The sequence below is a fragment of the Shigella sp. FC1567 genome, from assembly GCF_001743015.1.
GTDB classification, from domain to species: domain Bacteria; phylum Pseudomonadota; class Gammaproteobacteria; order Enterobacterales; family Enterobacteriaceae; genus Escherichia; species Escherichia coli.
The window spans coordinates 1-21,229 of record NZ_MIIV01000288.1 but is presented as its reverse complement, the minus strand read 5'-3'; the positions used below and the strand labels follow the sequence as shown (position 1 = coordinate 21,229).

Annotated in this window: 18 protein-coding genes and 1 pseudogene; 11 read left to right on the top strand and 8 right to left on the bottom strand. The window is 52.2% G+C overall.

Annotated elements, in window-relative coordinates; genetic code table 11:
- Nucleotides 1–117: 117 nt before the first annotated feature.
- Nucleotides 118–246 (bottom strand): manganase accumulation protein MntS, encoded by a 129-nt coding sequence (mntS, locus tag BHE85_RS15915; protein WP_001001760.1) that lies wholly within the window; start codon nucleotides 244–246, stop codon nucleotides 118–120.
- Nucleotides 247–431: 185 nt separating this feature from the next.
- Between mntS and mntR the strand changes: the two genes are divergently transcribed.
- Complete coding sequence (gene mntR / locus BHE85_RS15910) at nucleotides 432–899, top strand: manganese-binding transcriptional regulator MntR (protein WP_000091017.1); 468 nt, start codon at nucleotides 432–434, stop codon at nucleotides 897–899.
- Nucleotides 896–2,014: an anion transporter gene (locus tag BHE85_RS15905; protein ID WP_000056460.1), complete on the top strand. Its 1,119-nt coding sequence runs from the start codon at nucleotides 896–898 to the stop codon at nucleotides 2,012–2,014. Before mntR ends, BHE85_RS15905 begins: the two co-directional genes overlap by 4 nt.
- A gap of 58 nt (nucleotides 2,015–2,072) precedes the next feature.
- On the opposite strand, the gene ldtB is transcribed toward BHE85_RS15905, so the two are convergent.
- On the bottom strand, nucleotides 2,073–2,993 hold the full coding sequence (gene ldtB / locus BHE85_RS15900; RefSeq protein ID WP_001056384.1) for a L,D-transpeptidase: 921 nt from the start codon (nucleotides 2,991–2,993) through the stop codon (nucleotides 2,073–2,075).
- Nucleotides 2,994–3,211: 218 nt separating this feature from the next.
- On the opposite strand from ldtB, the gene BHE85_RS15895 reads away from it, so the two are divergent.
- A complete protein-coding gene (locus BHE85_RS15895; protein WP_000961462.1) occupies nucleotides 3,212–4,804 on the top strand; it encodes an ABC-F family ATPase in 1,593 nt (530 codons plus the stop codon).
- Between the two features lie 240 nt (nucleotides 4,805–5,044).
- Here the strand turns inward: BHE85_RS15895 and BHE85_RS15890 are convergent, their stop codons facing one another.
- The 4 genes from BHE85_RS15890 to BHE85_RS15875 form a co-directional block, all read right to left on the bottom strand.
- Nucleotides 5,045–6,310: a DUF1479 domain-containing protein gene (locus BHE85_RS15890; protein ID WP_000168812.1), complete on the bottom strand. Its 1,266-nt coding sequence runs from the start codon at nucleotides 6,308–6,310 to the stop codon at nucleotides 5,045–5,047.
- Nucleotides 6,311–6,461: 151 nt separating this feature from the next.
- Nucleotides 6,462–7,277 carry a sugar-phosphatase YbiV gene (gene ybiV, locus BHE85_RS15885; protein WP_039064022.1) on the bottom strand — a complete coding sequence of 272 codons (816 nt, stop codon included), beginning with the start codon at nucleotides 7,275–7,277 and terminating at the stop codon, nucleotides 6,462–6,464.
- A gap of 145 nt (nucleotides 7,278–7,422) precedes the next feature.
- Nucleotides 7,423–9,855, bottom strand: a complete 2,433-nt coding sequence (locus BHE85_RS15880) for a glycyl radical protein (protein ID WP_000209328.1) — start codon at nucleotides 9,853–9,855, stop codon at nucleotides 7,423–7,425.
- Nucleotides 9,856–9,860: 5 nt separating this feature from the next.
- Complete coding sequence (locus tag BHE85_RS15875; RefSeq protein ID WP_039064023.1) at nucleotides 9,861–10,760, bottom strand: glycyl-radical enzyme activating protein; 900 nt, start codon at nucleotides 10,758–10,760, stop codon at nucleotides 9,861–9,863.
- 130 nt (nucleotides 10,761–10,890) lie between these two features.
- On the opposite strand from BHE85_RS15875, the gene fsa reads away from it, so the two are divergent.
- Nucleotides 10,891–11,553 carry a fructose-6-phosphate aldolase gene (fsa, locus tag BHE85_RS15870; protein ID WP_004981835.1) on the top strand — a complete coding sequence of 221 codons (663 nt, stop codon included), beginning with the start codon at nucleotides 10,891–10,893 and terminating at the stop codon, nucleotides 11,551–11,553.
- A 75-nt stretch (nucleotides 11,554–11,628) separates the two neighbouring features.
- Here fsa and moeB read toward each other — a convergent pair whose 3' ends face one another.
- Entirely contained in the window at nucleotides 11,629–12,378 is a 750-nt protein-coding gene (gene moeB, locus BHE85_RS15865; protein WP_000829209.1) for a molybdopterin-synthase adenylyltransferase MoeB, read from the bottom strand.
- On the bottom strand, nucleotides 12,378–13,613 hold the full coding sequence (gene moeA / locus BHE85_RS15860; protein WP_000397361.1) for a molybdopterin molybdotransferase MoeA: 1,236 nt from the start codon (nucleotides 13,611–13,613) through the stop codon (nucleotides 12,378–12,380). Before moeA ends, moeB begins: the two co-directional genes overlap by 1 nt.
- Before the next feature lie 203 nt (nucleotides 13,614–13,816).
- Between moeA and iaaA the strand changes: the two genes are divergently transcribed.
- From iaaA to BHE85_RS15825, 7 genes and pseudogenes are all read left to right on the top strand, one after another.
- Nucleotides 13,817–14,782 (top strand): beta-aspartyl-peptidase, encoded by a 966-nt coding sequence (gene iaaA / locus BHE85_RS15855; protein WP_000513771.1) that lies wholly within the window; start codon nucleotides 13,817–13,819, stop codon nucleotides 14,780–14,782.
- The gene (gene gsiA / locus BHE85_RS15850; RefSeq protein ID WP_005112848.1) at nucleotides 14,769–16,640 is read left to right on the top strand and encodes a glutathione ABC transporter ATP-binding protein GsiA; all 1,872 of its coding nucleotides are present in this window, start codon (nucleotides 14,769–14,771) and stop codon (nucleotides 16,638–16,640) included. Before iaaA ends, gsiA begins: the two co-directional genes overlap by 14 nt.
- Nucleotides 16,641–16,659: 19 nt before the next feature.
- Nucleotides 16,660–18,197: pseudogene (gene gsiB, locus BHE85_RS15845) on the top strand (glutathione ABC transporter substrate-binding protein GsiB).
- A gap of 17 nt (nucleotides 18,198–18,214) precedes the next feature.
- Nucleotides 18,215–19,135 carry a glutathione ABC transporter permease GsiC gene (gene gsiC / locus BHE85_RS15840; protein ID WP_000936049.1) on the top strand — a complete coding sequence of 307 codons (921 nt, stop codon included), beginning with the start codon at nucleotides 18,215–18,217 and terminating at the stop codon, nucleotides 19,133–19,135.
- Between the two features lie 2 nt (nucleotides 19,136–19,137).
- Nucleotides 19,138–20,049, top strand: a complete 912-nt coding sequence (gsiD, locus tag BHE85_RS15835; protein ID WP_001236044.1) for a glutathione ABC transporter permease GsiD — start codon at nucleotides 19,138–19,140, stop codon at nucleotides 20,047–20,049.
- A 177-nt stretch (nucleotides 20,050–20,226) separates the two neighbouring features.
- Nucleotides 20,227–21,036 (top strand): CHASE9 sensor domain-containing protein, encoded by an 810-nt coding sequence (locus tag BHE85_RS15830; protein ID WP_004981757.1) that lies wholly within the window; start codon nucleotides 20,227–20,229, stop codon nucleotides 21,034–21,036.
- A gap of 28 nt (nucleotides 21,037–21,064) precedes the next feature.
- On the top strand, nucleotides 21,065–21,229 hold a 165-nt coding region (locus tag BHE85_RS15825; protein ID WP_146628064.1), incomplete at its 3' end, for an IS1 family transposase.

Here is a 21,229-nt window from a genome sequence, read left to right as displayed (position 1 = left end):
CTGACGAACAAATCTTTTGCGAAGGGGATTGCAAATCCGACAAAAAGTGGGGTTTTTCAGGCCAAAACGCGTTATGCCTGCATGAAAGCAGGAGTGAAGCGGCGTACCGCGACGCCGCTATTTATCGGAAGGTTTATCTTGCTGCGGTTTGTTGTTGACCATATCGCACAACATAGAGAGCAGTATTAACCGTACTTTAAAGGGAGAATGACTAAACACGCGCATACACCTCTTGAACTCATTCATAAGACCTCCTGACTTGCTAATCCCGTCGATCCTTGAGGGATGATTGCATTACATACAGATATAGCACAGGCTATATTATATAGCTATTGCTAAAACGTTAATTTTTTGTACCTTCGCAACTCTGGTTTACAATGTGCGCACGAAATGAGAACGCTATGTATGCGTCACCATAATGAGGAAGCACAATGAGTCGTCGCGCAGGTACGCCAACAGCAAAAAAAGTGACGCAGTTAGTGAACGTGGAAGAGCACGTTGAAGGGTTCCGCCAGGTCAGAGAGGCGCATCGGCGCGAGCTTATTGATGATTACGTTGAGCTGATTTCTGACTTGATCAGGGAAGTGGGGGAAGCTCGTCAGGTGGACATGGCTGCTCGTCTGGGAGTTTCGCAACCGACGGTGGCTAAAATGCTTAAGCGGCTGGCAACCATGGGGCTGATTGAAATGATCCCCTGGCGTGGCGTGTTTTTAACGGCAGAAGGAGAGAAGCTGGCGCAGGAAAGCCGCGAGCGACATCAGATAGTCGAAAATTTCTTGTTGGTGTTGGGCGTCAGTCCGGAAATCGCCCGTCGCGACGCGGAAGGCATGGAGCACCATGTTAGTGAAGAGACGCTCGACGCTTTTCGTTTGTTTACCCAGAAACACGGTACCAAATGAGCCTGCCTTTTTTACGCACGCTGCAAGGCGATCGTTTTTTTCAGTTATTAATTCTTGTTGGTATCGGATTAAGCTTTTTCGTGCCCTTTGCACCGAAATCCTGGCCTGCTGCTATCGACTGGCACACCATCATCACCTTAAGCGGCCTGATGCTGCTGACCAAAGGTGTGGAGTTAAGCGGTTATTTTGATGTGCTGGGGCGCAAAATGGTGCGCCGCTTTGCTACGGAGCGTCGGCTGGCGATGTTTATGGTGCTGGCGGCGGCGCTGCTTTCTACCTTTCTGACCAACGATGTCGCGCTGTTTATTGTTGTTCCGCTGACTATCACGCTAAAAAGACTGTGTGAGATCCCGGTTAATCGTCTGATTATTTTTGAGGCGCTGGCAGTCAATGCTGGTTCGCTACTGACGCCAATTGGCAACCCGCAAAATATTCTTATCTGGGGACGTTCTGGTCTTTCGTTTGCCGGATTTATTGCCCAAATGGCACCGCTGGCTGGCGCAATGATGCTGACGCTCCTGCTCCTGTGCTGGTGTTGTTTCCCTGGAAAGGTGCTGCAATACCATACGGGGGTGCAAACACCGGAGTGGAAACCGCGGCTGGTGTGGAGTTGTCTGGGGCTGTATATCGTCTTTCTAACGGCGCTGGAGTTCAAACAAGAGCTGTGGGGACTGGTGATTGTGGCGGCAGGCTTTGCGCTGCTGGCACGTCGCGTGGTGCTCAGTGTGGACTGGACGCTGCTGCTGGTGTTTATGGCGATGTTTATCGACGTCCATTTACTGACCCAGCTTCCAGCGTTGCAAGGCGTGTTGGGTAACGTGAGTCATCTATCTGAACCCGGGTTATGGTTAACGGCAATCGGTTTATCGCAGGTGATCAGTAACGTGCCGAGTACCATATTGTTGCTGAACTATGTGCCGCCGTCTTTATTACTGGCATGGGCGGTAAACGTAGGTGGCTTTGGGTTATTACCCGGATCGCTGGCAAGTTTGATTGCGCTACGTATGGCGAACGATCGCCGCATCTGGTGGCGTTTCCATCTCTATTCAATACCGATGCTGTTGTGGGCGGCGTTGGTGGGATATGTTTTGTTAGTTATACTCCCGGCCAACTAGGGTCTGGCAAATAAAAAAGGCGGATTATGAGTCCGCCTTTTGCTTTAAGTTTTGAAGATTAATTCAGACGAACCGGCATCCCGGAGCGGTTTTTAATCGCTTCATCAAGAACAACCTGGTCAACATCTGGCTGACCGGTCACTGTCTGCACGCTCTTCGTCAGGGTAATTGGCACAATTTCCTGACCTTCAAACTGGGCTTCGGTGGTAGACAGCGGGTTATGGACTTCAATATAACGGCTGCCGTCTGGCTCGGTGGTCGCTTTTACCGGCTCATCAATAAACTGTACGCGGGTACCGACCGGTACTTTCTCGAACAGGAATTTGATGTCTTCGTTACGCAGACGCACACAACCATGACTTACACGCAGGCCGATACCGAAGTTGGCGTTGGTGCCATGGATAGCATACAGGCGACCGATGTAGAGTGCATACAGACCCATCGGGTTATCCGGACCTGCCGGAACGACAGCCGGAAGCGGTTCGCCCGCAGCGCGGTACTCTGCGTGCATTTTTGCGGTCGGCGTCCAGGTCGGGCCTGCTTTCTTACGCTCAACTTTGGTGGTCCAGTTGATAGGCGTATCTTTGCCTAACTGACCAATGCCGATCGGCAGCACGATAACGGTGTTGGTCCCTTTCGGATAGTAATACAGACGCATCTCTGCACTGTTAATGACGATGCCTTCATGAACGGTATCCGGCAGGATCAGCTGCTGCGGAATGTTCAGTACAGTACCGCCTTTCGGCAGGAAGGTATCCACACCCGGGTTCGCTTCCATCATATTGGAAAGCCCCATCTGGTACTCCGCGGCAAAATACTCCAGCGGCTGAGTGTTACCTTCAGGAATGGTGATCACCTGATTCTGACCAACCAGGCGACTCCCGTCGGTTGGCAGAGGATAAGTTACCGCAGAGGCGGTACTGCAAAAGCCGACAACAGCGAAGGCCGCTGCGAATAATGTTTTCAATTTCATATTCATGTTAAGCGAGATTTTGTGCCTGGCAGGCCATTGGGTTGAGAATATTAGAGTATTGGAAGCGCATTATAAGTTCATTCCAGCTCACAGTGAAATCAGATGTGTACGAAATCACATTTTTTGCCTTTGGCTTGAGTGTAGACCTTAAGCGAGGAGCAGGATCTTCTTTCAGACTTATGGCATAATGCGCGGTTTGTCATATCTCTTTTCAGGATACGCCTGTGTTAGTTTCCAGTAACGTCACCATGCAGTTCGGCAGTAAGCCGTTGTTTGAAAACATTTCCGTCAAATTTGGCGGCGGCAACCGTTACGGCCTGATTGGCGCGAACGGTAGTGGTAAATCCACCTTTATGAAGATCCTCGGCGGCGACTTAGAGCCGACTTTGGGTAACGTTTCCCTCGATCCCAACGAGCGCATTGGTAAGCTGCGTCAGGATCAGTTTGCCTTTGAAGAGTTCACTGTGCTGGATACGGTGATCATGGGGCATAAAGAGTTGTGGGAAGTGAAGCAGGAGCGTGACCGCATCTATGCTTTGCCGGAAATGAGTGAGGAAGACGGCTATAAAGTGGCCGATCTGGAAGTTAAATACGGCGAAATGGACGGTTACTCTGCGGAAGCTCGCGCCGGTGAATTGTTGCTTGGCGTGGGAATTCCAGTGGAACAGCACTACGGCCCGATGAGTGAAGTTGCTCCTGGCTGGAAGCTGCGTGTGCTTCTGGCGCAGGCGCTGTTTGCTGATCCGGATATTCTCCTGCTCGACGAACCGACCAACAACCTCGACATCGACACCATTCGCTGGCTGGAACAGGTGCTGAACGAGCGTGACAGCACCATGATCATCATCTCGCACGACCGTCACTTCCTTAACATGGTCTGTACCCACATGGCGGATCTGGATTACGGCGAGCTGCGCGTTTATCCGGGTAACTACGATGAGTACATGACGGCGGCGACCCAGGCGCGTGAACGTCTGCTGGCCGATAACGCCAAGAAGAAAGCGCAGATTGCTGAGTTGCAATCTTTCGTTAGCCGCTTTAGCGCCAACGCCTCGAAATCTCGCCAGGCAACTTCGCGCGCGCGCCAGATTGATAAAATCAAACTGGAAGAGGTGAAAGCCTCCAGCCGTCAGAACCCGTTCATCCGTTTTGAACAGGATAAGAAACTGTTCCGTAACGCGCTGGAAGTGGAAGGTCTGACCAAAGGGTTTGATAACGGTCCACTGTTTAAAAATCTCAACCTGCTGCTGGAGGTCGGTGAAAAACTTGCGGTACTGGGTACCAACGGCGTCGGTAAATCAACGCTGATGAAAACGCTGGTGGGCGATCTGCAACCGGACAGCGGCACCGTAAAATGGTCTGAAAACGCGCGCATTGGTTACTACGCCCAGGACCACGAATATGAGTTTGAAAATGATCTGACCGTGTTCGAATGGATGAGTCAGTGGAAGCAGGAAGGCGATGACGAGCAGGCGGTACGCAGCATTCTCGGTCGTTTGCTGTTCAGCCAGGACGACATCAAAAAGCCAGCTAAAGTGCTTTCCGGTGGGGAAAAAGGGCGGATGCTGTTTGGTAAGTTAATGATGCAGAAGCCGAACATTCTGATCATGGACGAACCGACCAACCACCTGGATATGGAATCCATCGAGTCACTGAACATGGCGCTGGAACTGTATCAGGGCACGCTGATCTTTGTTTCACACGACCGTGAGTTCGTAAGCTCCCTGGCGACCCGCATTCTGGAAATCACCCCGGAACGCGTGATCGACTTTAGCGGTAATTACGAAGATTACCTGCGTAGTAAAGGGATCGAGTAAGTGATTATCCGTCACCCCGATACTGTCGGGGTGACGGCGGCTGATGACAAATGCAAAATAGCCTGATGCGCTACGCTTATCAGGCCTACGCAGTACCTGTAATATATTGAATCTGCAGGACTTTGTAGGCCAGATAAGGCGTTAACGCCGCATCAGGCATTAAGAAAGCGCACTTGTCAGCAATCTGAGTAACGTCGAATCGATTTTCTTAATCCCACATCAATTCACTTCCATTAACTCTCAAACATCCATGCCCAACGCTCGCTTACCGTGAATGTTGAGGTCGGCAAGCGTAAAGCGTCCTTCCCAGTTTGTTTCATAGTCCTCGTGCGGGAAGTCGCCCGGCGATGCGCCTTTTTCCAGTGCGGCCTTCACCTTGTGCGCGTAGGCAAGATTTTTCTCGCACATCGGTGCCGCAGGAATGTACATCACGTTGCCCCAACCCTGTTGATTTTCAACGGGGGCAACGGAATGGATGACGTCGCAGTGCCACCAGACGGAGTCTCCGGCCTCGAGTTTTGGAATGCTGGTTAACGCCTCAATTAACAGTGGATGCCATTGCTCTGATACCGGCAACACTCTTCCGGGCGCTACGCCGCACAGTTCATCCTCCGGCACATCATCAAGCAGCGGACGTAACAGTACGTACGCCATGGCTTCAGGAATGGGCACAACGTGCAGCAACCCCTGACCAGGCAGCATATCAGAGAGCGCTGTCCAGCCCTGGAATGTCCGAAACACGGAACATTTGGTGGTGTTGTCCACCGTGTACTCTTCAACTTCCGTACGATGTGCCGCATGCCAGGGATCATATTGCGCCAGATTGCCATTAAAGACGTTGGCGAAAACGCGCTGATACGCTGGAAGCAGCCAGCGTTCCAGCGCCCCGGAGTCGGTATGCGCTCCAAGACCTTTGGAGGTCGTTCCGGGCGGACGGCGGCGGATACGGTCAGGGTAGATGACGCTCACATCCGGGTTAAACCATTGCTTTCCATCACTTTCAAATGTCCACAGACGATTGAGAAACGACTGCGCATTCGCCATTTCTTCACTCTGGCGGGCCTGCATTTGCGTCTGCGACCAGTAGATGGGGTAAATCTCGGGACGTGAAGTGCTGAGCGTCCCGAAGAAATTATCGCCGGGGCCTTTGTAGACCTCGTCAAAGCGGTTGCGGTCCAGATAGTCCAGCATCGACTGATCCCAGCCTAGCGCTTGTTCGCGGGGGAAATGGCCTTTTATCACCGCACAACCGCGACGTTTAATCTGTTCGCGCTGCTCTGCAGTAACATGACCTGCTTTGATATCGGCATAAGACAGCACCGGCCAGACGGCATCGCCCTGTGCTTTGAGTGCGTTGATTTCAGCCACTCGCGTGGCAATGTCATCGCTTAGCTGATTAAAGATCTGCTGGACGTCGCCAAGCTGCGCCCGCAGCGCGTGCTTCATCTGACGGATAGCTGCTTTGTGATCGGCTGGCAATGTGTCGCTGGTAAAAGTAGAAGCCATAACCACCTCTCATTAACTTTCATTCGAAACCATTATGATTTGCATGTGACAATATAAGTTATAAATAAGTTAATGCAAGCTTAATGATTTGATGTGATGTACAGGATGTAAAAAGAAGGGAAAACCGGAGCGCACGGCTCCGGTAGAGAGGTCAGCTGTTAAAAGGGGATGTGTTATCCAGCACCGCCTGAATCACATTCAGCGCGCCTTCATGATTATTATCATCGGTAGCGTAACGGGCGATTTGTTTAATGTTTTCCGCAGCATTGCCCATCGCAAAGGAATAACGCGCCATTTTCAGCATCTCCGCATCGTTACCGCTGTCGCCAATCGCTACCACATTTTGCGGTGACAGATCCCAGCGTTTCAGTAACCGCGAAATACCGTTTGCTTTATGTAGACCGGGAATAATCAGGTCGATAAAGCCAAAACCACTGGTGACGGGTTTCATAATGCCATCGAACGCTATGTGCAGTTTGTCGATCACTAACGGGATTTGTTCATCTGGCAGGTTGAGCGAAAACTTGAACAGTACGTCGTCAATCTCCTGATAATCTTTTACAGCTTTCAGGCGATGGTAGTGTTTTGCCATCAGTGCGACAAATGCTTCGGGGGCATTTTCGCTGACATATGCACTTTGCAGACCGCAGGCGACAAAATTGAGTTGCTTATCTTTTAGCAACTCGCCAATAACAATCCGCGATTCATGTCGGGTCAGTTCGCCGTGGAACAGTTGCTTGCCATGTTCGTAAACCAGTGCGCCGTTTTCCGCGACAAAAGAGATCTCATCCTTTAGCTCAGGAAAGAACGAAATAAGCTGGTAATACTGATTACCGCTGGCGACAACGAACTCAATGCCGCGCTTTTTCAGTTCCTGATATTGCGCCATAAAACGTGGTTGGTTGTACATTTTGGCGTCGTTAAGAAAAGTACCGTCCATGTCTGTGACGATAACTTTTACGCTCATAGGTGTGCTCCTGGCTCGAAAATGAAACCGTAACAGTGTAATAACAATGTGACGCAGAGCACAAATTATATTTCGAATGAAAGTAAGGATGAAATTGATGATGTGAATGATTTAGCCCGGCGACGCCGCAGCCGGGCCGAAGAGATTACAGCATATGTTCAGTACGAGCGATGATATCGTCCTGAGCGTCTGGAGAGAGCGCGGTGAAGAAGGCGGAATAACCCGCGACACGCACTACCAGATCGCGGTACTGATCCGGATGTTTTTTCGCCTCCAGCAGCGTTTCGCGGGAAACGATGTTGTACTGAATATGCCAGCCTTTATGCACCTCGAAGAAGGTGCGCAGCAGGATCATCAGCTTCTGCTTGTCAGATTCGTTCTCCAGCGTTGCCGGATTCAGTTTCTGGTTGAGCAACACGCCGCCGAGAATCGCTGCCGTAGGCAGTTTACCCACCGAGCCAATGACCGCAGTAGGGCCGAGATGGTCAGTACCAGAGGCCGGACTGGCGCCTTCTGCCAGCGGGGTGTGGGCTTTACGCCCGTCCGGCGTTGCCATAGTTTGCGCACCAAACGGTACGTTAGCGGAGATAGATGACGTACCCGCGTAATAGTTGCCGCCAACCGGACCACGACCGTAGCGCGGATTATGGTACTGTTTCAGTTCGTCGATATAGGTCTGATAAGCGCGAGCCAGCAGCGTATCGACAGTATCATCGTCGTTGCCGTACTTCGGCGCACCGTTAATCAGCCGCTGACGCAGTTGCTCATGAGTCAGGCCATCGAAGTCATCCGCCAGTGCGGCAGCCAGCTGTTGCTGACCAATCGCGCCCTGTTCAAATACCAGTTTCTTCACTGCCGCCAGGCTGTTGCCGAGGTTGGCAATGCCAACCTGCAGGCCAGAAACCCAGTCATATTTCGCGCCGCCTTGCTTGATACTTTTCGCTCGCTCAATACAGTCATCCACCAGCGCCGAGCAGAGAATATCGTGCACGTTCTCTTCCAGCATGGTGTCGACGACATATTCGATTTCGATTGATTTACGCGTGTAATAACGGATTTGCGTATCCCACGCGTCCATTACTTCATCGAAATTGTTAAAGTTGCCTGCCGACAACGCTTTTTCTTGTGGCAGGAACACGTTGCCGCTTGTGGCATCACGCCCGCCTTCCAGCGCCGCCAGCATCACGCGGGCGAAGTTGATAAAGCTCATGCCGGTACAGCGATAGCCCCATTTGCCACCGACGGCGGTTTCGATACAACCAATCGCTGCGTAGTCGTAAGCGTCCTGCGGTTCAATACCGAGTTTAATAAATTCCGGGATCACGATTTCGTCGTTGTTGAACGCCGGCATCCCGAAGCCGCAACGGATCACCTGTACGCAGGCGTCGAGGAAATCATTACTCATTCCTGCATGGTAACGCACGCTGAGGTTAGGCTGAGTGGAACGCAGGCGACCGCAGGATTCGAGGATCGCGTAAGAGAGTGGATTCACCGCGTCCATTGGTTGACCATCAACCAGAGTTTGTCCGCCAATGGTGACGTTCTGATACAGAGGACTTCCCGCAGAGGCTTTTGAGTGTGAGCCGGAGCGGATCTTGTTCACTTCCAGCAGTTTCAGCCAGCAGCTATGCAGCAATTCGATGGCGTGTTCGCGATCCAGTGTCTGGTTGAGTTCAACGTCTCGGCGATAGTACGGGTAGAGATACTGGTCCATACGACCAAACGATACCGAGTGACCGTTAGATTCGATCTGCAATATCAACTGGATGAAGTAACACAGTTGCAGCGCCTGCCAGAAAGTCTGCGGCGGCTGGTGGGCGATAAGATCGCAGTTTTCTGCTATCGCCAGCAGTTCATCGCGACGGCTTTCGCGGGTTTCGGTCGCGGCCATTTCACGCGCCAGGGCTGCAAAACGTTCAATGTGTTCGCTGACTGCCACCAGCACGATATCAATCGCTTTCAGGAACTGTTCGCCGTGCAAATCTTCCAGTACCGTCAGATTGATGCGCGAGCGACGTTCCGCTACTTTCTCGCGCAGACCATCAAGACCTTTTTCCAGCAGCAGCGGGAAATTCACCGCCAGGTGCGCATCGCCGGAGGTCATATTGCCTTCCGCTTTAATGATTCCGGTCGCCAGCAGACCTTTTTGCTCATCGGTAAACATGCCGTAGCAGCGATCCTGTACCGTCTGACCGCGCCACCACGGGCACACTTCATGCAGAACGCGTTTGTTCTCTTCGCTCACCGCAAAACCAGCACCGGGACGATCTGCCAGATCATCAATCTCTTTTTCGATCCACGAGACGGTATATTCCGGGAAGATCGGCGCAGCGCGAACCTCGCTTGCCTGGTTGCCGATGATCAACTCATCGTGCTTGATCCAGATGGTGCGATTCGCCAGGTGATGCGCCAGAGCCAGCGCGCGACGTACCGGGATCGGCTTATCGAGATGTTGTTGATACATCTCGGTATAGTGCTGCGCGCGCTCGGTACAGACCGGCGGTTTCACAATATGCACCAGCGCATTTTTGTGCGCTTTAATGCGGTCGCTGAGCGTGTCCAGTTTCAGTGTGGTCATGGTTGTTATCCTCGTAAGGTCGCGGTTAACCCTTTCTGGCAGGCATACTGCTGGGCAAAGTCGAGCAGGTCTGGCGCATCAAGCGGTTTTTCCGGGGCGTCATAGGACAGATTAAGTAAGTGATATTTGTTGATGCCCAGCGTGTGGTAGGGCAGAAAATGAATTTCGCCAACGTGCAGCTCGTCGGCGGCAAAATCGGTAATGGCTTTTACAGAGGTTTCGTCGGCATTAAAGCCCTGAATCAGCGGCACGCGGATAATGATTTTTTTGCCCGCTGCGGCGAGTTTTTTCAGGTTATCCAGCACCTTGGCGGCGTTACCGTCGGTCCACTGTTTAAACGGCGCGTCGGCAATGTGTTTTAAATCGGCAAGAAACAGATCGATATAGGGCAGAGAAGGGGTGATATATTTCCACGGCACATGCAGACAGGTTTCTACCGCAGTATGAATGCCTGCCTCGTGGCAGGCTTGCAGTAGCGCCGTCGCTATTTCCGGCTGCATAAAGGGTTCACCACCCGAAAGCGTTAAGCCGCCGCCGCTGCGATCGTAAAACGGTTTATCGCGCAGAACGGTCGCCATGATCTCCTCAACGCTTTTCACTTCCCCACACACGGTTAACGCCTGTGTCGGGCAGCAGTCGGTTAGCGCCGTCAGATGCTCCGGGGTTAACTTTTCCCGATGAATAAGCAAACCATTCAATGCGCGCTCAATCACTTCCGGCGCTGCCTTAGCGCACAGCTCGCAGCCTTCCAGACACAGTCGTGCGTCATACAGCAGATCCTGCGTGCGGGCGCGGCTTTCCGGGTTCTGACACCAGCGGCAGCCCAGCGAACAGCCTTTAAGAAATACGACCGTGCGGATACCGGGGCCATCATGGGTCGAGTAGCGCTGAATATTGAAAATCATAGTTGCCTCTCTGTTTCGTTCAAACATTAAAATACTTTCGAATGAAAGTTGGATTGATGTGCGTCAACTGTTCAGAGAGTTTTCCCGTGATAGTCTACATTCAGACAAAAAGTACATTTTGAGGATGGTTATGGAACTGTATCTGGATACTTCAGACGTTGTTGCAGTGAAGGCGCTGTCACGTATTTTTCCGCTGGCGGGTGTGACCACTAACCCAAGCATTATCGCCGCGGGTAAAAAACCGCTGGATGTTGTGCTTCCGCAACTTCATGAAGCGATGGGCGGTCAGGGGCGTCTGTTTGCCCAGGTAATGGCTACCACTGCTGAAGGGATGGTGAATGACGCACGTAAATTGCGTTCTATTATTGCGGATATCGTGGTGAAAGTTCCGGTGACCGCCGAGGGGCTGGCAGCTATTAAGATGTTAAAAGCGGAAGGGATTCCAACGCTGGGAACCGCGGTATATGGCGCAGCACAAGGGCTGCTGTCGGCGCTGGCAGGTGCGGAATATGTTGCGCCTTACGTTAATCGTATTGATGCTCAGGGCGGTAGCGGCATTCAGACTGTGACCGACTTACACCAGTTATTGAAAATGCATGCGCCGCAGGCGAAAGTGCTGGCAGCGAGTTTCAAAAACCCGCGTCAGGCGCTGGACTGCTTACTGGCAGGATGTGAATCAATTACGCTGCCACTGGATGTGGCACAACAGATGATTAGCTATCCGGCGGTTGATGCCGCTGTGGCGAAGTTTGAACAGGACTGGCTGGGAGCGTTTGGCAGAACGTCGATTTAACCGGACGTTCTGCATCCTCATAAATTGCTGATGACGTGGCGGAGTGCCGCGTCTTATCTGGCCTGGAGGTGGCAATTACTGCCCGCACACCTCACACCCCGGATTACGCATCAGTTTCATTTCGCGAAACTGACAGGTCATCGCATCGTACATGACGATTTTCCCGCTGGCCGGTTTGCCATAACCTGCCAGCAGTTTGATCGCTTCCATTGCCTGCAACGAACCAATTACGCCGATCAACGGTGCCATCACGCCTGCTTCTACGCAGGTTAACGCGTTCTCGCCAAACAAACGGCTAAGGCAGCGATAGCACGGTTCGCCGTCCTGATAAGTGAAGACCGTGATTTGCCCTTCCATACGAATTGCCGCGCCGGAAACCAGCGGCACCTTCGCGGCAAAACAGCCTGCGTTCAGTTGATTACGTACCGCAACGTTATCCGTACAGTCGAGCACCAGATCGTATTCAGCAATCAATGCTGCAAGTTCTGCGTCATCTAGCAGTGCATTGACTGGCGTAATCGCGATATGTGGGTTGATCCGCGTCAGGGCGTCACGGGCGGATTCCACCTTCGGTTGCCCGACCGTGGCATCATTGTGCAGTGTCTGGCGTTGCAGATTCGAGAGCGAAACCGTGTCGAAGTCGAGCAGCGTCAGGTTGCCGACACCGGCGCTTGCCAGATACTGCGAAGCTGCGCAGCCGAGTCCACCGAGGCCGACGATCAGCACACGAGAATCTTTTAGCGCCTCCTGACCGTCAAAATCAAAACCGCGCAGAATGATTTGCCGGTTGTAGCGCAGCATCTCCTGATCGCTGAGTTCCGCCATTACAGGCCTCCGAACAACGCGTTAAACGGTTCTACTTCCACCCATTCGCCCACGTCCACATTGCCGCGATCGCGTTCCAGCACGATAAAGCAGTTGCCGAGACTAAAGGAGCTAAATATATGTGAACCCTGATGTCCGGTGGTCGTCACTTCAAGTTCACCGTCGGCGTTGCGTTGCAGCACGCCGCGCTGGAAATCAAGACGTCCTGGCGTTTTTTTCAGGCGGGACGCTGTGCGTACGCGCTGGCGCGCGGGCAGGCCGCTGGCGGTGTTGCCGCTTAGTTTTGCCAGCAAAGGCTGTACCAGTTGATAGAAGGTCAGCGTCGCTGAAACCGGGTTGCCCGGCAGGCCGCAGAACCAGCTATTGCTGAGTTTACCGAACGCGAACGGTTTACCTGGTTTAATCGCCAGCTTCCAGAAGGCGATCTCCCCCAGCTCTTCAAGAATCGTTTTGGTGTAATCCGCTTCACCCACTGAAACACCGCCGGAACTGATCACTACATCCGCCTGGCTGTCGGCTTCAATAAATGCGGCGCGCAGGGCATGGGGATCGTCGCGGATAATCCCTAAGTTGATTACCTCGCAACCCAGCTGTTCTAACATCAGGTGTACGGCGAGACGGTTGGTGTCGTAGATTTGGCCGTCACCCAGCGGCTGACCGGGCAACTGGAGTTCATCACCGGTAGAAAAAAGCGCTACACGCACTTTACGAATCACCGGAACTTCGGCAATCCCCAGTGAAGCAATTACTGGCAGCTCTGCGGTAGTCAGGCGAGTTCCCGCCGGGAAAACAACCGCACCTGCAGAGATATCTTCACCGCGACGGCGAATATTTTGCCCGCTACGCACTTCAGCAGTAAAACGCACGCCATTGTCCGTTTGTTCAGTCTGCTCCTGCATCACCACCGCTTCGCAGCCTTCCGGCACCGGCGCACCGGTCATAATACGAATGCAGGTGCCCGCAGGCCATTCACCATGATACGGCTGACCGGCAAAGGATTTACCGGCAACGGGCAGCGGTTGCCCGGAGGCAATATCGGCTAAACGCACCGCGTAGCCGTCCATTGCGGAGTTATCAAACCCCGGAACATCAAGCGGCGAAACGACATCGCTCGCCAGAATACGACCAAAACACTGTACCAGTGGCAGCGTTTCCTGGGCGGTCAGTGGGGTGACGCGAGAAAGCATCTCATTAAGCGCGGTGTCGAGCGACATCAATCCGGTGGTAAATTCCATGAAAACACTCCTGCGGAGGCAAAATCGAATTTGCCTATTATGTCAGAAAAACGCCACAGACTGTATGCCACCTCGGGCGTAGCGTTGGCTCCTGCCTTTACATGCCATATCCATCTTTCTATATTCAAAAATTGAATGAGTAATTCATAAAAATTCTGATATTTATAGCAAAAGTGGCGAGCCACCCTTAATGGACGAATACTATGGGCAAAGCAGTCATTGCAATTCATGGTGGCGCAGGTGCAATTAGCCGCGCGCAGATGAGTCTGCAACAGGAATTACGCTACATTGAGGCGTTGTCTGCCATTGTTGAAACCGGGCAGAAAATGCTGGAAGCGGGCGAAAGTGCGCTGGATGTGGTGACGGAAGCGGTGCGTCTGCTGGAAGAGTGTCCACTGTTTAACGCCGGAATTGGCGCTGTCTTTACGCGTGATGAAACCCATGAACTGGACGCCTGTGTGATGGATGGTAACACCCTGAAAGCCGGTGCGGTGGCGGGCGTTAGTCATCTGCGTAATCCGGTTCTTGCCGCCCGGCTGGTGATGGAGCAAAGCCCGCATGTGATGATGATTGGCGAAGGGGCAGAAAATTTTGCGTTTGCTCGTGGCATGGAGCGCGTCTCGCCGGCGATTTTCTCCACGCCTTTGCGTTATGAACAACTACTGGCAGCGCGCAAGGAAGGGGCAACCGTCCTCGACCATAGCGGTGCGCCACTGGATGAAAAACAGAAAATGGGCACCGTGGGGGCCGTGGCGTTGGATTTAGACGGCAATTTGGCGGCAGCCACGTCCACAGGCGGAATGACCAATAAATTACCCGGACGAGTTGGCGATAGTCCCTTAGTGGGTGCCGGATGCTACGCCAATAACGCCAGTGTGGCGGTTTCTTGTACCGGCACGGGCGAAGTCTTCATCCGCGCGCTGGCGGCATATGACATCGCCGCGTTAATGGATTACGGCGGATTAAGTCTCGCGGAAGCCTGCGAGCGGGTAGTAATGGAAAAACTCCCTGCGCTTGGCGGTAGCGGTGGCTTAATCGCTATCGGCCATGAAGGGAATGTCGCGCTACCGTTTAACACCGAAGGAATGTATCGCGCCTGGGGCTACGCAGGCGATACGCCAACCACCGGTATCTACCGTGAAAAAGGGGACACCGTTGCCACACAGTGATGAACTTGATGCCGGTAATGTGCTGGCGGTTGAAAATCTGAATATTGCCTTTATGCAGGACCAGCAGAAAATAGCTGCGGTCCGCAATCTCTCTTTTAGTCTGCAACGCGGTGAGACGCTGGCAATTGTTGGCGAATCCGGCTCCGGTAAGTCAGTGACTGCGTTGGCATTGATGCGCCTGTTGGAACAGGCGGGCGGTTTAGTACAGTGCGATAAAATGCTGTTGCAGCGGCGCAGTCGCGAAGTGATTGAACTTAGCGAGCAGAGCGCTGCACAAATGCGCCATGTTCGCGGTGCGGATATGGCGATGATATTTCAGGAGCCGATGACATCGCTGAACCCGGTATTTACTGTGGGTGAACAGATTGCCGAATCAATTCGTCTGCATCAGAACGCCAGTCGTGAAGAAGCGATGGTCGAGGCGAAGCGGATGCTGGATCAGGTACGCATTCCTGAGGCACAAACCATTCTTTCACGTTATCCGCATCAACTCTCTGGCGGGATGCGCCAGCGAGTGATGATTGCGATGGCGCTGTCATGCCGCCCGGCGGTGCTGATTGCCGATGAGCCAACCACCGCGCTGGATGTCACTATTCAGGCGCAGATCCTGCAATTAATCAAAGTATTGCAAAAAGAGATGTCGATGGGCGTTATCTTTATCACGCACGATATGGGCGTGGTGGCAGAGATAGCCGATCGGGTACTGGTGATGTATCAGGGCGAGGCGGTGGAAACGGGTACCGTCGAACAGATTTTTCATGCACCGCAACATCCTTACACCCGTGCGCTGTTAGCTGCTGTTCCGCAACTTGGTGCGATGAAAGGGTTAGATTATCCCCGACGTTTCCCATTGATATCGCTTGAACATCCAGCGAAACAGGAACCCCCCATCGAGCAGAAAACGGTGGTGGATGGCGAACCTGTTTTACGAGTGCGTAATCTTGTCACCCGTTTCCCTTTGCGCAGCGGTTTGTTGAATCGCGTAACGCGGGAAGTGCATGCCGTTGAGAAAGTCAGTTTTGATCTCTGGCCTGGCGAAACGCTATCGCTGGTGGGCGAGTCTGGCAGCGGTAAATCCACTACCGGGCGGGCGTTGCTGCGCCTGGTCGAATCGCAGGGCGGCGAAATTATCTTTAACGGTCAGCGAATCGATACCTTGTCACCTGGCAAACTTCAGGCATTGCGCCGGGATATTCAGTTTATTTTTCAGGACCCTTACGCTTCGCTGGACCCACGTCAGACCATCGGTGATTCGATTATCGAACCGCTGTGTGTACACGGTTTATTGCCAGGTAAAGACGCGGCTGCACGCGTTGCGTGGTTGCTGGAGCGCGTGGGCCTGTTACCTGAACATGCCTGGCGTTACCCGCATGAGTTTTCCGGCGGTCAGCGCCAGCGCATCTGCATTGCTCGCGCGTTGGCATTGAATCCAAAAGTGATCATTGCCGACGAAGCCGTTTCGGCGCTGGATGTTTCTATTCGCGGGCAGATTATCAACTTGTTGCTCGATCTCCAGCGTGATTTCGGCATTGCGTATCTGTTTATCTCCCACGATATGGCCGTGGTAGAGCGGATTAGTCATCGTGTGGCGGTGATGTATCTCGGGCAAATTGTTGAAATTGGTCCACGGCGCGCGGTCTTCGAAAACCCGCAGCATCCTTATACGCGTAAATTACTGGCGGCAGTTCCGGTCGCTGAACCGTCCCGACAACGACCGCAGCGTGTACTGCTGTCGGACGATCTTCCCAGCAATATTCATCTGCGTGGCGAAGAGGTGGCAGCCGTCTCGTTGCAATGCGTCGGGCCGGGGCATTACGTCGCACAACCACAATCAGAATACGCATTCATGCGTAGATAACATTCAGGCGGAGAATAAAATGGCAAGAGCTGTACACCGTAGTGGGTTAGTGGCGCTGGGCATTGCGACAGCGTTGATGGCATCTTGTGCATTCGCTGCCAAAGATGTGGTGGTGGCGGTAGGATCGAATTTCACCACGCTCGATCCGTATGACGCGAATGACACGTTATCTCAGGCCGTAGCGAAATCGTTTTACCAGGGGCTGTTCGGTCTGGATAAAGAGATGAAACTGAAAAACGTGCTGGCGGAGAGTTATACCGTTTCCGATGACGGCATTACTTACACCGTGAAATTGCGGGAAGGAATTAAATTCCAGGATGGCACCGATTTCAACGCCGCGGCGGTGAAAGCGAATCTGGACCGGGCCAGCGATCCGGCGAATCATCTTAAACGCTATAACCTGTATAAGAATATTGCCAAAACGGAGGCGATCGATCCGACAACGGTAAAGATTACCCTCAAACAGCCGTTCTCAGCGTTTATTAATATTCTTGTCCATCCGGCGACCGCGATGATTTCACCGGCAGCGCTGGAAAAATATGGCAAGGAGATTGGTTTTCATCCGGTGGGAACCGGACCGTATGAACTGGATACCTGGAATCAGACCGATTTTGTGAAGGTGAAAAAATTCGCGGGTTACTGGCAGCCAGGATTGCCCAAACTGGACAGCATAACCTGGCGTCCGGTGGCGGATAACAACACCCGCGCGGCAATGCTGCAAACCGGTGAAGCGCAGTTTGCTTTCCCCATTCCCTACGAGCAGGCCGCACTGCTGGAGAAAAACAAAAATATCGAGTTGATGGCCAGTCCGTCAATTATGCAGCGTTATATCAGTATGAACGTGACGCAAAAGCCGTTCGATAACCCGAAGGTCCGTGAGGCGCTGAATTACGCCATTAACCGTCCGGCGCTGGTGAAAGTTGCCTTTGCGGGCTATGCAACGCCAGCTACTGGTGTGGTACCGCCAAGTATCGCCTACGCGCAAAGTTATAAACCGTGGCCTTACGATCCAGTGAAAGCGCGCGAATTACTGAAAGAGGCGGGATATCCCAACGGTTTCAGTACCACGCTGTGGTCGTCACATAACCACAGCACCGCGCAGAAAGTGCTGCAATTTACCCAGCAGCAGTTAGCGCAGGTCGGGATTAAAGCCCAGGTGACCGCGATGGATGCCGGACAGCGGGCGGCAGAAGTTGAAGGTAAAGGGCAAAAAGAGAGCGGCGTGCGGATGTTCTACACTGGCTGGTCGGCTTCAACCGGCGAAGCGGACTGGGCGCTATCGCCACTGTTCGCCTCGCAAAACTGGCCACCGACGCTGTTTAATACCGCATTTTACAGCAATAAACAGGTGGACGACTTCCTGGCTCAGGCACTGAAAACTAATGATCCGGCGGAAAAGACCCGCTTGTATAAGGCGGCGCAGGATATCATCTGGCAAGAGTCGCCGTGGATCCCGCTGGTGGTAGAAAAACTGGTGTCGGCACACAGTAAAAACCTGACCGGTTTTTGGATCATGCCAGACACGGCTTCAGCTTTGAAGACGCGGATTTGCAATAAGCAACGCAGGGAGTGGAATGCTTAATTACGTTATCAAACGCTTACTGGGGTTGATTCCGACGCTGTTTATCGTCTCGGTGCTGGTGTTTTTATTTGTGCATATGCTGCCCGGCGATCCGGCGCGATTGATTGCCGGGCCCGAAGCTGATGCGCAGGTTATAGAACTGGTGCGTCAGCAGCTGGGGTTGGATCAGCCGCTGTATCACCAGTTCTGGCACTATATCAGCAATGCTGTGCAGGGGGATTTTGGCCTGTCGATGGTGTCGCGTCGTCCGGTTGCCGATGAGATTGCCAGCCGCTTTATGCCAACGCTGTGGCTGACCATAACCAGTATGGTCTGGGCGGTGATATTTGGTATGGCGGCGGGAATTATCGCCGCCGTCTGGCGTAATCGTTGGCCGGATCGATTGAGTATGACCATTGCGGTGTCGGGGATCTCGTTTCCGGCATTTGCGCTGGGGATGCTTTTAATTCAGGTATTCTCCGTTGAACTGGGCTGGCTGCCTACCGTGGGAGCAGACAGTTGGCAGCACTACATTTTATCCTCCCTGACGCTCGGCGCGGCAGTGGCAGCCGTGATGGCGCGCTTTACCCGCGCGTCGTTTGTCGATGTTTTAAGCGAAGATTATATGCGTACCGCGAGGGCGAAAGGGGTGAGCGAAACCTGGGTTGTCCTCAAACACGGGCTACGTAACGCGATGATCCCGGTAGTGACCATGATGGGCTTACAGTTTGGCTTTTTGCTCGGTGGTTCTATCGTGGTGGAGAAAGTTTTCAACTGGCCCGGACTTGGACGCTTACTCGTTGACTCCGTAGAAATGCGCGATTACCCGGTGATTCAGGCGGAAATTCTGCTTTTCTCGCTGGAATTTATTCTTATCAACTTAGTGGTGGATGTGCTTTACGCCGCCATTAACCCGGCTATCAGGTACAAGTAAGGATGCGACTATTTAACTGGCGACGTCAGGCGGTGTTAAACGCCATGCCACTGGTCAAACCTGACCAGGTGCGTACACCGTGGCATGAATTCTGGCGACGATTTCGCCGTCAGCATATGGCGATGACCGCCGCATTATTCGTTATTTTATTGATTGTGGTGGCCATTTTTGCACGCTGGATCGCTCCCTATGACGCCGAAAATTATTTTGATTATGACAATCTGAATAACGGACCTTCTTTGCAGCACTGGTTTGGCGTCGATTCACTGGGGCGCGACATTTTCAGCCGTGTCCTGGTTGGTGCGCAAATCTCGCTGGCGGCGGGCGTGTTTGCCGTGTTTATCGGTGCGGCGATCGGGACGTTGCTGGGCTTGTTGGCTGGATATTATGAAGGCTGGTGGGATCGGCTGATCATGCGCATTTGCGATGTGCTGTTTGCCTTCCCGGGTATTTTACTGGCGATCGCTGTTGTTGCGGTGTTGGGAAGCGGCATTGCTAACGTGATTATCGCAGTCGCCATTTTTTCCATCCCCGCGTTTGCCCGACTGGTGCGCGGCAACACGCTGGTGTTGAAACAGCAAACCTTTATTGAGTCAGCACGCAGTATTGGTGCCAGCGATATGACCATTTTATTGCGTCATATCTTGCCTGGGACCGTCTCGTCTATCGTGGTGTTTTTCACCATGCGCATTGGCACCTCGATTATCTCTGCCGCCAGCCTGTCATTTCTCGGCCTCGGTGCGCAGCCGCCGACACCAGAGTGGGGAGCAATGCTCAATGAGGCACGAGCGGATATGGTTATCGCGCCGCATGTCGCTGTTTTTCCGGCCCTGGCTATTTTTCTGACCGTACTGGCGTTCAATTTGTTGGGCGATGGTTTACGCGATGCGCTGGATCCGAAAATTAAAGGATAGTTACGTTTGAATATTGCTTGAAAGGGTAATCACCTCACAGGAAATTATTGCCCTAAGCAAGTGTTGTAACTTTCTGCTGATTTTGTAGAATCGGGTAATTTGGTTAAAAAGCCGCAGCAAGGGACTATTTTTGCAGCGGCACAGCGTTCAGATAGTTATTTTGTTAAATGTATTAACATGCTGAGTTTATACGAAAAGATAAAGATAAGGCTGATAATTTTATTTTTATTGGCAGCACTGTCATTTATTGGTCTTTTTTTCATCATTAACTATCAACTGGTATCGGAACGCGCGGTAAAACGTGCCGATAGCCGCTTTGAACTTATTCAGAAAAACGTTGGCTATTTCTTTAAAGATATTGAACGTTCGGCCCTGACATTAAAGGACTCACTGTATTTATTAAAAAATACAGAGGAGATTCAACGCGCCGTGATTCTGAAAATGGAAATGATGCCATTTTTAGACTCGGTGGGACTGGTACTTGATGATAATAAATATTATCTCTTTTCACGGAGGGCGAATGATAAAATCGTTGTTTATCATCAGGAACAAGTAAATGGACCGCTTGTCGACGAGTCAGGGCGGGTTATTTTTGCCGATTTTAACCCATCGAAACGACCGTGGTCGGTGGCTTCAGATGACTCTAACAACAGCTGGAATCCGGCATACAATTGCTTTGATCGTCCGGGTAAAAAATGTATCTCTTTTACGCTACGTATCAACGGCAAAGATCACGATTTGTTAGCGGTAGATAAAATTCATGTCGATTTAAACTGGCGGTATTTGAACGAGTATCTTGATCAAATCAGCGCTAATGATGAAGTTCTATTTTTGAAACAAGGTCATGAGATCATTGCCAAGAATCAACTCGCTCGTGAAAAACTGATTATTTATAATAGCGAAGGTAATTATAATATTATTGATTCTGTCGATACGGAGTATATTGCAAAGACATCAGCAGGTAATGCTGCCAACTTACTGATTTAGTGTATGATGGTGATTTTAAGGTGCTTGCGTGGCTTCCATTTCCATCAGATGTCCTTCCTGCTCCGCTACTGAAGGCGTGGTGCGTAACGGCAAAAGCACTGCCGGACATCAGCGCTATCTCTGCTCTCATTACCGTAAAACATGGCAACTACAGTTCACTTACACCGCCTCTCAGCCCGGTACGCACCAGAAA